This window comes from Pseudomonas sp. M5A4_2d (assembly GCF_053345295.1).
Genome location: NZ_JBKEZW010000007.1, coordinates 262,086 through 274,684 on the forward strand (window position 1 = coordinate 262,086; position 12,599 = coordinate 274,684).

Annotated in this window: 11 protein-coding genes; 5 read left to right on the plus strand and 6 right to left on the minus strand. The window is 59.9% G+C overall.

The window, feature by feature from the left end; translation table 11 throughout:
* Window positions 1-4: 4 nt before the first annotated feature.
* Entirely contained in the window at window positions 5-943 is a 939-nt protein-coding gene (ribF, locus tag ACLBW8_RS18270; RefSeq protein ID WP_064450635.1) for a bifunctional riboflavin kinase/FAD synthetase, read from the minus strand.
* Window positions 944-1,062: 119 nt separating this feature from the next.
* Complete coding sequence (murJ, locus tag ACLBW8_RS18275; protein WP_064450634.1) at window positions 1,063-2,601, minus strand: murein biosynthesis integral membrane protein MurJ; 1,539 nt, start codon at window positions 2,599-2,601, stop codon at window positions 1,063-1,065.
* Between the two features lie 253 nt (window positions 2,602-2,854).
* On the opposite strand from murJ, the gene rpsT reads away from it, so the two are divergent.
* The gene (gene rpsT, locus ACLBW8_RS18280) at window positions 2,855-3,133 is read left to right on the plus strand and encodes a 30S ribosomal protein S20 (RefSeq protein ID WP_003171647.1); all 279 of its coding nucleotides are present in this window, start codon (window positions 2,855-2,857) and stop codon (window positions 3,131-3,133) included.
* Between the two features lie 294 nt (window positions 3,134-3,427).
* Here the strand turns inward: rpsT and ACLBW8_RS18285 are convergent, their stop codons facing one another.
* Entirely contained in the window at window positions 3,428-3,913 is a 486-nt protein-coding gene (locus ACLBW8_RS18285) for an FKBP-type peptidyl-prolyl cis-trans isomerase (protein ID WP_016976314.1), read from the minus strand.
* Here ACLBW8_RS18285 and ACLBW8_RS18290 point away from each other — a divergent pair.
* The 3 genes from ACLBW8_RS18290 to ACLBW8_RS18300 all read left to right on the plus strand — a co-directional run bounded on the left by ACLBW8_RS18290 (window position 3,912) and on the right by ACLBW8_RS18300 (window position 7,281).
* Window positions 3,912-4,202 (plus strand): DUF3565 domain-containing protein, encoded by a 291-nt coding sequence (locus ACLBW8_RS18290; RefSeq protein WP_064450633.1) that lies wholly within the window; start codon window positions 3,912-3,914, stop codon window positions 4,200-4,202. The genes ACLBW8_RS18285 and ACLBW8_RS18290 overlap by 2 nt on opposite strands.
* 79 nt (window positions 4,203-4,281) lie before the next feature.
* Window positions 4,282-6,381 carry a phosphate acetyltransferase gene (gene pta, locus ACLBW8_RS18295; RefSeq protein WP_262667002.1) on the plus strand — a complete coding sequence of 700 codons (2,100 nt, stop codon included), beginning with the start codon at window positions 4,282-4,284 and terminating at the stop codon, window positions 6,379-6,381.
* Window positions 6,382-7,281 (plus strand): acyltransferase, encoded by a 900-nt coding sequence (locus tag ACLBW8_RS18300; protein ID WP_447805992.1) that lies wholly within the window; start codon window positions 6,382-6,384, stop codon window positions 7,279-7,281.
* Between the two features lie 192 nt (window positions 7,282-7,473).
* Here ACLBW8_RS18300 and cysN read toward each other — a convergent pair whose 3' ends face one another.
* The 3 genes from cysN to ACLBW8_RS18315 all read right to left on the minus strand — a co-directional run bounded on the left by cysN (window position 7,474) and on the right by ACLBW8_RS18315 (window position 11,331).
* A complete protein-coding gene (cysN, locus tag ACLBW8_RS18305; RefSeq protein ID WP_221293907.1) occupies window positions 7,474-9,372 on the minus strand; it encodes a sulfate adenylyltransferase subunit CysN in 1,899 nt (632 codons plus the stop codon).
* Window positions 9,373-9,385: 13 nt separating this feature from the next.
* Window positions 9,386-10,303, minus strand: coding sequence for a sulfate adenylyltransferase subunit CysD (cysD, locus tag ACLBW8_RS18310; RefSeq protein WP_049710083.1), 918 nt, complete (start codon window positions 10,301-10,303; stop codon window positions 9,386-9,388).
* A gap of 269 nt (window positions 10,304-10,572) precedes the next feature.
* Complete coding sequence (locus tag ACLBW8_RS18315) at window positions 10,573-11,331, minus strand: Nif3-like dinuclear metal center hexameric protein (RefSeq protein WP_447805993.1); 759 nt, start codon at window positions 11,329-11,331, stop codon at window positions 10,573-10,575.
* A 102-nt stretch (window positions 11,332-11,433) separates the two neighbouring features.
* Here ACLBW8_RS18315 and algW point away from each other — a divergent pair, with 102 nt between their 5' ends.
* The gene (gene algW / locus ACLBW8_RS18320) at window positions 11,434-12,588 is read left to right on the plus strand and encodes a Do family serine endopeptidase AlgW (protein WP_064450628.1); all 1,155 of its coding nucleotides are present in this window, start codon (window positions 11,434-11,436) and stop codon (window positions 12,586-12,588) included.
* The last annotated feature ends 11 nt before the right edge of the window (window positions 12,589-12,599 follow it).

Genomic DNA, 12,599 nt, shown 5'->3' on the forward strand with positions numbered 1-12,599 from the left:
TCGGTTAGCGATGGGCGCTAGGTGCGGCTAGTGCACGGGCGGCGGCGACATCCGCATTGATCGCCGTTTTCAACGCCTCCAGGGAGGCGAAACGCTGCTCTTCACGCAGCTTCTGGTGGAAAACCACCGTCAAACGCCGGTCATACAAATCACCGGCAAAATCCAAAAGGTGAACTTCCAGGTGGGCCTTGCCATCACCTGCAACCGTGGGCCTGACGCCTATGTTGGCGACTCCCGGCCACGATTGACCGTCAATGTCGACACTCACCAGGTAAACCCCGGTGAGTGGCACACGACGGCGCTTAAGTTGCACGTTGGCGGTTGGCGTGCCCAGTTGGCGCGCCAGCTTCTGGCCGTGCAGGACCCGCCCGGCAATGCGGAACGGGCGGCCGAGCAAGCGCTCGGCCAAGGCGAAGTCGGCAGCGGCCAGGGCGTTACGCACCTGGGTACTACTCACGCGCAGGCCATCCAGTTCGACGGTTTGCGCGGCTTCGACGGTAAAACCTTGATTAACACCGGCGTGCTGCAGGAAGTCGAAATCCCCGACGCGGTCGCAACCGAAACGGAAGTCGTCGCCGACCTCCAGGTGCTGTACGCCCAGGCCATCCACCAGAATACGGTCGACGAACTCGGCGGCGCTGAGGCTTTGCAAGCGCTGGTTGAAGGCCAGGCAAAGGACACGGTCCACACCCTCTTCAGCCAGCAGTTGCAGCTTGTCCCGCAAGCGGGCCAGACGTGCTGGCGCCGTTTCGGGGGTAAAGAATTCCCGCGGCTGTGGTTCAAAAATCACCACGCAGCTGGGCACGCCCAACTCAACCGCACGTTCACGCAGCCGGCCCAGGATAGCCTGGTGGCCACGGTGAACACCGTCAAAGTTGCCAATAGTGGCGACGCAGCCCCGATGCTCGGGGCGCAGGTTGTGGAGACCTCGAACCAGCTGCATAACGCGCTTCTTGCTCATAAAGTGGTCGATTATAACCACACCCGGCCCCGGACGACAGGCAACAGAACAGGCCAAAGGGGTCGAATCGATAAAACAACCGTTTTATCGCGGCAAACTCTCTACCCCAGCGACTTGCGATTGAAATCCCGCAGGCGAAAGCCTTGTAGCAGCAACATCCCGAAGTACACCACCACACCGGCGACCACCAACACGCCAAGGCGCATGAAGCGCTCCAGCATATGGCCTTGATCCCAGGCAGGCATGAAGTGCATCAGGCCCAGCAATACCGCCGACATCGCCGCCACGGCCACCAGCAGCTTGAGGGCGAACATCCCCCAGCCCGGCTGCGGCTGATACATCTGCTGCTTGCGCAACTGATAAAACAGCAAGCCGGCATTGATGCAGGCACCGATGCTGATAGCCAGGGCCAGGCCGGCATGGGCCAACGGGCCGATAAACACCAGATTGAGCAACTGGGTAACGATCAGGGTGAAAATCGCGATTTTGACCGGAGTGCGGATGTTTTGCTGTGCGTAGAAGCCTGGGGCCAGCACCTTGATCACAATAATGCCGAGCAAACCGACGGAGTAGGCGACCAACGCACGTTGGGTCATCGACGCGTCAAACGCACTGAACTGGCCATACTGGAACAACGACACAGTCAGCGGCTCAGCCAGGATTCCCAACGCCAGGGAACATGGCAGCACCAGCATGAAGCACAGGCGAAGGCCCCAGTCGAGGATGCGTGAATACTCCTGGCGGTCCTTGCTGGCATAGGTGCGCGACAAGGTTGGCAGCAAAATCGTGCCCAGAGCCACGCCAAGCACACCGGACGGCAGTTCCATCAGGCGATCGGCGTAGTACATCCACGACACCGAACCGGAGACCAGCAGCGAGGCAAACGCGGTGTTGATGATCAGGGAGATCTGACTGACCGACACACCCAGAATCGCAGGCAGCATATTGCGCATTACGCGCCACACACCGGTGTCCTTGAGGTTAAGACGCGGCAGCACGAGCATGCCGATCTTTTTCAGGTGCGGCAGTTGGTAGAGCAATTGCGCCAGGCCACCCGCCAGCACCGCCCAGCCCAAAGCCATGACCGGCGGATCGAAGTACGGCGTGAGGAACAGCGCGAAAATAATCATGCTGACGTTCAACAGGGTCGGCACAAAGGCCGGCACCGAGAAGCGGTTCCAGGTATTGAGGATCGCGCCAGCCAGGGACGACAGAGAAATCAGCAATATATAGGGGAAGGTCACCCGCAGCAGATCAGTGGTCAGCGCGAATTTTTCCGGTGTGTTGGCAAAACCAGGCGCCGTGGCCCAGATCACCCAGGGTGCAGCCAGCATGCCGGCGATGGTCACCAACATCAGTACCAGGGTCAGCAGGCCCGAGACATAGGCAATAAACGTGCGGGTCGCCTCTTCACCCTGCTGGGTCTTGTACTCGGCCAGGATCGGCACGAAAGCTTGAGAAAAAGCGCCCTCCGCGAAGATCCGCCGCAGCAGATTGGGCAGTTTAAAGGCAATAAAGAATGCATCCGTGGCCATGCTGGCGCCAAAAATGCGCGCCAGCAGGGTGTCACGCACAAACCCCAAAACCCGGGAAATCATGGTGATAGAGCTGACCGCAGCCAACGATTTGAGCAGATTCATTGAAAGAGTTTGCGCCTATAGATAAAGAGCAGGCGAACAAAGCGCCCACTTATGCGATACTGCGCGCCTGCAACAGCACAGAGCCAAAGCTCGCGAGTTTACAGGTCAAGCGCCGGAAATAAATCACCCGCCTCTTCAGATCGACCACTCAGCAGTTCGCATCAGCCGCCCTTGACAACCCATCAAGTCATCGGCATGATTCGCGGCCTATTTTGTTTGCTATTTCCTAAAAAGTCTTTCGAGGAGCTCGACGGTGGCCAACACACCTTCCGCCAAAAAACGTGCAAAACAGGCTGAGAAGCGTCGCAGCCACAACGCCAGCCTGCGTTCCATGGTTCGTACCTACATCAAGAATGTAGTTAAAGCCATCGACACCAAAGACGCTGAAAAAGCCCAAGCTGCTTACGTTCTGGCCGTGCCAGTTATCGACCGTATGGCTGATAAAGGCATCATCCACAAGAACAAGGCCGCTCGTCATAAGAGCCGCCTGAATGGCCACATCAAGGCTCTGAACGTCGCTGCAGCAGCCTAAGTGGTAAAAACTGCAACGTAGCCCAGGTTACGTCACAGTTAAGAAATGCCCCGTACCGAAAGGTCCGGGGCATTTTTGTTTGTGCCTGATATAGGGCGTGCGCAGTTCAAAATGTAGGAGGACTTGCCCGCGATAGCGGTGGATCAATCACTTATAAGGTGGCTGACACGCCCCCATCGCGGGCAAGCCCGCTCCCACACTTGGACTGCGGGGTGTGAGATAGATATTTTCAAGCAAAAAAAAACGCCCCGAACCAGTCGGGGCGTTTTTGTTACCAGCTGATTAAACCATCAATCAGTGCTGGTGACCGCCTTCACCGTGGACGTGGCCGTGAGCCACTTCTTCCTGGGAAGCGTCGCGGATGGCAACGATCTTCACTTGGAAGTTCAGGCGCTGGCCAGCCAGAGGGTGGTTGCCGTCGACAGTCACGTCGTCGCCGTCCAGATCGCGGATGGTGACGATCTGCATTTGGCCATCCGGCGCGGAAGCGTGGAACTGCATGCCCACTTCCAGCTCGTCGACGCCTTCGAACATGCTGCGGCTCAGGGTGCTGACCAGTTCGGCGGAGTATTCGCCGTAAGCATCTTCAGGTTCTACGGCGACAGTCAGTTCGTCACCGACGTTCTTGCCTTCCAGAGCCTTCTCCAGGCCCGGGATGATGTTACCTGCGCCTTGCAGGTAGACCAGCGGCGCGCCGCCGGCGGAGCTGTCGATGACCTCACCAGCGTCGTTGGTCAGGGTATAGTCGATGGAGACAGCCTTGTTAGCGGCGATCGTCATGGGGCGAGACCTTTTGCATAAGAATGAAGAACGGACAAGTCTAAACAAGGATTTGCCCGAAAGCGAACAGAACCCGGACAGACGGGACCGATCAACGGCATCCTTCATCATTGGTTTCCATCAGGACGACGACCGGCACTGGGTCGCCGACCTGTCCTGCGGCCACACCCAACACCTGCGCCACCAGCCGCCATGGCAGTCCCGCGCCTGGGTGCTCGACCCTGCGCAGCGCCTTGAAAAAATAGGCCTGCCCTTTGCGTGCGGCTGGTGTGCGCAAAAGCGCGAATAACGATAACCTTGGTACCTGATTCCCGGTAGGCGCTCAACCATAGAGCGCCACCGAAGCCATGCACCTCCAGAGAATTCGCATGCAGACTTTTTTTATCGCGCCCACCGATTTTGGTGTGGGTCTGACCTCCATCAGCCTTGGGCTGGTGCGTACCCTTGAACGGGCCGGGCTGAAAGTCGGCTTCTTCAAACCCATTGCCCAGCCACACCCGGGCGACACCGGCCCCGAACGCTCCACCGAGCTGGTGGCCCGCACCCATGGCCTGAAACCGCCACAGCCCCTGGGCCTGGCCCATGTGGAGCGGATGCTCGGCGACGGCCAGCTCGACGAACTGCTCGAAGAAATCATCACCCTTTATCAGCAAGCCGCTGTGGGCAAGGACGTGCTGATCGTCGAGGGCATGGTGCCGACCCGTAGCGCCAGCTATGCGGCGCGAGTCAACCTGCACCTGGCCAAGAGCCTCGACGCGGAAGTGATCCTGGTCTCTGCGCCGGAAAACGAAGTGCTCACCGAACTCTCCGGCCGCGTGGAACTGCAGGCCCAACTGTTCGGCGGCCCGAAAGACCCGAAAATGCTCGGTGTGATTCTCAATAAAGTGCGCACCGATGAAAGCATGGAAGCGTTCTCAGCGCGCCTCAAAGAGCATTCGCCGCTGTTGCGCAGCGGGGATTTCCGCCTGCTTGGCTGCATTCCCTACCAGCCCGAACTCAATGCACCGCGCACCCGCGACGTAGCCGACCTGATGGGCGCGCAGATTCTCAACGCCGGCGACTATGAAAGCCGGCGCATGACCAAGATCATCATCTGCGCCCGCACCATGCGTAACACCGTTGAACTGCTCAAGCCCGGCGTATTGGTGGTTACCCCCGGAGACCGCGACGACATCATCCTCGCCGTCAGCCTGGCCGCGATCAACGGTGTGCCCCTGGCCGGCTTGCTGCTGACCAGCGACACCCTGCCCGACCCACGCATCATGGATCTGTGCCGCGGCGCTTTCCAGGCCGGGCTGCCGGTGTTGTCGGTGAGCACCGGCTCCTACGACACCGCCAACCAGCTCAACAGCCTGAACAAGGAAATCCCGATTGATGACCGCGAACGTGCGGAGATCATCACCGATTTCGTCGCCAGCCACCTGGATGCGCGCTGGCTGCACCAACGCTGCGGTACGCCTCGGGAGATGCGCCTGTCGCCGGCGGTGTTCCGCTATCAGTTGATCCAGCGCGCCCAGGCGGCCAACAAACGCATCGTGCTGCCCGAAGGCAGCGAGCCGTTGACCGTACAAGCCGCCGCCATCTGCCAGGCCCGGGGCATTGCCCGTTGCGTGCTGCTGGCCAAGCCGGCCGATGTGGAAGCGGTTGCCCGCGCCCACGGCATTGAGTTGCCCGAAGGCCTGGAGATTCTCGACCCGGACCTGATTCGCCAGCGGTATGTCGAACCGATGGTCGCGCTACGCAAGAGCAAGAGCCTCAATGCGCCGATGGCCGAGCAGCAACTGGAAGACACGGTGGTGATCGCCACGATGATGCTTGCGCTGGATGAAGTGGACGGCCTGGTCTCCGGCGTTATCCACTCCACCGCCAACACTATCCGCCCTGCCCTGCAGCTGATTAAAACGGCGCCGGGCTGCACCTTGGTGTCGTCGGTGTTCTTCATGTTGTTCCCCGAGCAGGTGCTGGTGTATGGCGACTGCGTGATGAACCCGCACCCAAGCGCCGCCGAACTGGCAGAAATCGCCCTGCAAAGCGCCGACTCGGCCGCGGCTTTCGGTATCACCCCGCGCGTGGCGATGATCAGCTATTCCAGCGGCGACTCGGCCAGTGGCGAGGAAGTGGAGAAAGTCCGCGAAGCCACCCTGCTCGCCCATGAGCAGCAAAGCTCACTGCTGATCGACGGGCCCTTGCAATACGACGCCGCCGCCAACGAAACCGTTGCCCGGCAGTTGGCGCCCAACAGCCAGGTCGCCGGCAAAGCCACGGTGTTTGTGTTCCCCGACCTGAACACCGGCAATACCACGCACAAAGCCGTGCAACGCAGTGCCGATTGCGTGAGCTTGGGGCCCATGCTGCAAGGCCTGCGCAAGCCGGTAAACGACCTGCCGCGCGGCGCCCAGGTCGACGACATCGTGTACACCATCGCCCTGACTGCGATTCAAGCCGCCAACCGACCTATGGATATCTAAATGCTGGATTTTCTACCTGCCGCCGTGCGCGGGGTAATTGCTTCGCTGCTGCTGGCGCTGAACACGATCCTGCTGTGCTCGTTCCTGTTTATTGTCGCGCTGTTCAAGGCACTGCCGTTTGCCAAACGCTTCAGCGAAGGGCTGATGAACCACACCCATGAAGCCTGGGTGACCAACAACAAGGGCTGGATGAACCTGGTGCGGCGCACCCGCTGGCACCTGACTGGCCTTGAGGGCCTCGATTACCAGCACTCATACCTGGTGACCAGTAACCACCAGAGCTGGGTCGACATCATGGTCCTGCAATACGTGCTCAATCGACGGATTCGCCCACTGAAGTTCTTCCTCAAGCAGGAATTGATCTGGGTGCCGGTGATTGGCCTGGCGTGGTGGGCGTTGGGCTTCCCGTTCATGAAGCGCTACACCAAGGCCTATTTGGAAAAGCATCCGGAGAAGAAAGGCAAAGACCTGGAAACCACCCGTAAGACATGTGCGAAATTTCGCAACAACCCGGTGGGGATTTTCAACTTTGCCGAAGGCACTCGGTTTACGCCGGGCAAGCATGCCCAGCAGAAATCGCCGTTTCGCTACCTGCTCAAGCCCAAGGCTGGCGGTATCGCGTTTGTGCTGGATGCCATGGGCGAGCAGTTGAAGTCACTGGTGAACGTGACGATTCACTACCCTGGCGGGCGCCCGGGTTACTGGGATTTGCTGTGCGGGAATGTGAAGGACGTAGTCGTGCAGTTTGCAGAAGTGCAGATCCCTGCCGAGTTCATTGGCAAGAATTATGAGCAGGATGGGGAGTATCGGTTGGCGTTCCAGGGCTGGATCAACCGGTTGTGGGAAGACAAGGATGCGCTTCTAGACAAGCTTCACACAGATTATCCAGGCAGTCGCTGATCAACGTGTGAATGCAATTTAATGTGGGAGCTGGCTTGCCTGCGATAGCGGTGGGTCAGCCGAGGAAACATAAACGGACAGTCCGCCATCGCAGGCAAGCCAGCTCCCACATTGACCGAGTCCACTTTTGAGACGATGTAAAAAAGCCCGCCACCGAGTGCTCGGTGGCGGGCTTTTGTGTGGCGGCGAGGTTTAGATCGCGCCGCGCTGACGCAACAACTCCAGCACTTGCTTGACGCTGTCTTCCAGCGACAGTGCCTGGGTGTCGATGACCAGGTCGGCATTCAACGGCACGTCATACGGGAAGGACTCGCCAGGGATGTTATCCCCACCGGCAGCGTACAGGCCTTGCGGATCACGCTCGGCGCACACCAACGGCGAGGCCTGCACGTAAACCGTCAGCAGGCGATCGGCACCAATCAGCGCCTTGGCCTGTTCGCGGCCCTCGGCATCCGGGGCAACGAATGCGGCCAGGGTCAGCAGGCCGGCTTCGTTGAACTGGCGCGCCACGTGAGCGGCACGTCGCCAATTTTCGGTGCGCCCGGTACGGTCCTGCGGCAACCCTTTGTTCAGGTCGTGGCGCAGGTTCTGGCCATCCAGTACGAACACTGCACGGCCCATGTCGAACAGCTTGCGCTCAACCGCATAGGCCAAGGTGCTCTTGCCCGCGCCCGACAGGCCGCTGAACAGCACAGTAGCGGGCTGCTGGCCGAAGCGCTGGGCGCGCTCTTCGGTAGCCACATGGGCCAACTTGCCGTGATGCGTGGCCGAGCCATGGTTGACCGGCGGCGCGATGATCATGCCCGCGGCCACCGTGCCGTTGGTCAAGCGGTCGATGACAATAAACGCACCGGTGGTGCGGTTGCTGTCGTAGCCGTCCAGCGCGATGGCGGCGTCGAGGCTGACCTTGACGCGACCAATCTCGTTCAACTGCAGCGAACTCGCCGGGCCTTCGGCCAGGGTGTTCACGTCCACGCGATGCACGATGCTGGTGATAGAGCCCGGCACGTAGCTGGTGGCGCGCTTGATGTCGTACTTCTTGCCCGGCAGCATCGGTTCTTCGGCCATCCACACCAGCATGGCGTCGAAGGCGTCGGTCACTTGCGGCACGTTGTCGGCATGCACCAGCAGGTCGCCACGGGAGATGTCGATTTCGTCTTCCATGGTCAGGGTCACGGCCTGGCCTGGGCCGGCGTGTTCCAACTCACCGTCGAAGGTGACGATGGATTTGACGCGGCTGCTCTTGCCCGACGGCAGCACCACGACTTCGTCGCCCTTGTGCACGATGCCGCTGGCCAGGGTGCCGGCGAAACCACGGAAGTTCAGGTTCGGACGGTTGACGTACTGCACCGGGAAACGCAGGTCGGTGTAGTTGCGGTCGTTGGCAATCTCGACGGTTTCGAGAATTTCCATCAGCGACTGGCCGGTGTACCAGGGCGAACGCTCACTCTTGTTCACCACGTTATCGCCTTTGAGCGCGGACATCGGCACGAATGCCATGGTGCTCGGCTTGAATGCGATGCCGTCGGCGAACTTCAGGTAATCAGCCTTGATCTGCTCGAAAATGCTTTGGTCAAAACCATTGATGTCCATCTTGTTGACGGCCACCACGATGTGCTTGATACCCAGCAACGAGGCGATAAAGCTGTGGCGACGGGTCTGGGTCTGCACACCGTAGCGGGCATCAATCAGGATGATCGCCAGGTCACAGGTGGAGGCGCCAGTGGCCATGTTGCGGGTGTACTGCTCATGGCCAGGGGTGTCGGCGATGATGAATTTGCGCTTTGCGGTGGAGAAGTAGCGGTAGGCAACATCAATGGTGATGCCCTGCTCACGCTCGGCCTGCAGGCCATCAACCAGCAAAGCCAGGTCGATATCGTCACCGGTGGTGCCGGACTTCTTCGAGTCGCGGGTGATGGCTTCCAGGTGATCTTCGTAGATCATCTTGGAGTCGTGCAGCAGGCGCCCGATCAGGGTGCTCTTGCCGTCGTCGACGTTGCCGCAGGTCAGGAAGCGCAACATTTCCTTGCGCTCGTGCTGGCCCAGGTAGGCGAGGATGTCCTCGCTGATCAAATCAGATTGATGCGACATTGGTGACAGCCCCTTAGAAATAACCCTGACGTTTTTTATCTTCCATCGAGCCTGCGCCATCGTGATCGATGACCCGGCCCTGGCGCTCGGAAGTTCGCGTCAGGAGCATTTCCTGAATGATGTCGGTCAGCGTCTCGGCTTCGGACTCCACCGCGCCCGTCAACGGGTAGCAGCCAAGGGTACGGAAACGTACTTTCTTTTTGACGATTCGGGCTTTGTCTTCGTCGGACAGGTGCTCGAGGATGCGGTCGTCGTCGATCATGATCAACGTGCCGTTTTTCTCGATCACGTCGCGCTCGGCGGCAAAGTACAGCGGCACAATCGGGATGCCTTCCAGGTAGATGTACTGCCAGATGTCCAGCTCGGTCCAGTTGGACAGCGGGAACACACGGATCGACTCACCCTTGTTGACGTTGCCGTTGTAAACGTTCCACAGCTCCGGGCGCTGGTTTTTCGGGTCCCAGCGGTGTTTGCTGTCGCGGAACGAGTACACGCGCTCTTTGGCGCGGGATTTCTCTTCATCACGACGGGCACCGCCGAAAGCTGCGTCGAAACCATGCTTGTCCAACGCCTGCTTGAGGCCTTCGGTTTTCATGATATCGGTGTGCTTGGCACTGCCGTGGGTGAACGGGTTGATGCCCTGCGCAACCCCATCCGGGTTGATGTGGGTGATCAGGTCCAGGCCCAGCTCTTCGACCATCTTGTCGCGGAACTTGTACATCTCCTGGAATTTCCAGCGGGTGTCGACGTGCATCACCGGGAACGGCAGTTTGCCCGGAAAGAAGGCCTTGCGTGCCAGATGCAGCATCACGGCGGAGTCTTTACCGATCGAGTAAAGCATCACCGGGTTGTCGAACTCGGCGGCGACCTCGCGGATGATGTGGATGCTTTCCGCCTCCAGCTGTTTCAGATGCGTCAGTTTGTCGACCATGGCTACTCACGGAAAAACGATCTTATGGACGGCCAGCGGGCCGTGTTCGAGCGGGGCATGCTAGCACAGCACCTTCTTCTATTCAGGGCGCCAGCTAGATCGAAACGGTATATGAATATGCCACTGAGTTAGGCCTGCCTCGGTCGAATGTGGGAGCGGGCTTGCTCGCGAAGGCGGTGGGTCACCAGAGTATGTGTGACTGATACGCCGCCTTCGCGAGCAAGCCCGCTCCCATACAAGCCCGCACCACATTCCTTCTGTGGAGTTAGTTAGATAGGGTTCGGGCAATCGATGAACAAATGCTCCAGGGCAAAACGCCGAGCCAGGTAATCACCCAACGCCTGCACCCCGTAGCGCTCAGTGGCGTGGTGCCCGGCTGCAATAAAGCTGATGTCGTTTTCCCGCGCACTGTGGAAAGTTTGCTCGGATGCTTCGCCGCTCAGGTACAGATCGACACCCGCCGCAATCGCCTGGTCGATATAGCCCTGGCCACCCCCCGTGCACCAGCCGACACGGCGGATCATCTCGCTGCCTTCGATCAGCAGCGGCTCGCGGCCCATCACATCCTGCACACGACGGGCGAAGTCGCGCGGCGACAACGGCTCGGCCAGCGAGCCGACCAGGCCGACGACTTTGGGGTTGCTCGGGTCCAGCGGGCCTTCAACGGTGATGTCCAGGTGGCGGGCCAGTTGCACGTTATTACCGACATCCGCGTGCAGATCCAGCGGCAGGTGATAGGCCAACAGGCTGATGTCATGCTTGAGCAGGGTTTTGAGGCGGCGCTGCTTCATGCCGGTAATGCACGGGTTTTCGCCCTTCCAGAAGTAACCGTGGTGCACCAGCACCAAGTCGGCCTTGGCTTCGACGGCGGCGTCCAGCAGGGCTTGGCTTGCGGTTACGCCGCTGACAATGCGCATCACCTGCGGACGACCCTCGACCTGCAGGCCATTGGGGCAATAATCGGCAATTTTTGCGCTGCCGAGATAGCGGTCCGCTTCCTCGACCAGGGTGCTAAGGGGCACGGCCATAAAAGACTCCTAAATATCCCGTTCCGAGGCGCTCGCAGCCTCGTATAATGCGCGACATTATGGGCGCTCTCCCGCCCCCTGCAACCTGTCAGGACTTACTTGATGCTCAAGGCACTGCGTTTTTTTGGATGGCCATTGTTGGCTGGCGTGCTGATCGCGATGCTGATTATTCAGCGTTATCCCCAGTGGGTGGGCTTACCCAGCCTTGACGTGAACCTGCAACAGGCCCCGCAAAGCAATTCGGTGGTGCAAGGCCCGGTGACCTATGCAGACGCTGTCGTCATCGCCGCGCCCGCCGTGGTCAACCTGTACACCACCAAGGTCATCAACAAACCTGCGCACCCGTTGTTTGAAGACCCGCAATTTCGCCGCTACTTCGGGGACAACGGGCCCAAGCAACGCCGTATGGAATCCAGCCTCGGTTCCGGTGTGATCATGAGCCCGGAAGGCTACATCCTCACCAACAACCACGTGACCACCGGCGCCGACCAGATTGTCGTGGCCCTGCGCGACGGCCGCGAAACCCTGGCCCGCGTGGTCGGCAGCGACCCGGAAACCGACCTCGCCGTGCTGAAGATCGACCTCAAAAGCCTGCCTTCGATCACTATCGGCCGCTCTGAAGGGCTGCGCGTAGGTGATGTGGCCCTGGCCATCGGCAACCCGTTCGGTGTCGGCCAGACAGTCACCATGGGCATCATCAGCGCCACCGGGCGTAACCAGTTGGGGCTTAACAGCTACGAAGACTTTATCCAGACCGACGCAGCCATCAACCCGGGCAACTCCGGCGGCGCTCTGGTGGATGCCAATGGCAACCTGACCGGCATCAACACCGCGATCTTCTCGAAATCGGGTGGCTCCCAAGGCATCGGTTTTGCGATTCCGGTGAAGCTGGCAATGGAAGTGATGAAGTCGATCATCGAACACGGCCAGGTGATTCGCGGTTGGCTGGGGATCGAAGTGCAGCCGTTGACCAAGGAATTGGCCGAGTCGTTTGGCTTGACCGGGCGCCCTGGCATCGTGGTCGCGGGGATCTTCCGAGACGGCCCGGCGCAGAAAGCCGGCCTGCAATTGGGCGATGTGATCCTGAGCATTGACGGCGAACCAGCCGGTGACGGCCGCAAGTCGATGAACCAGGTGGCGCGGATCAAGCCAACCGACAAGGTGGCGATCCAGGTGATGCGCAACGGCAAAGAGATCAAGCTGCTGGCGGAAATCGGCTTGCGCCCACCACCTGCCCCGGTGAAAGAAGAGGAATAAGGGCTTTGGGA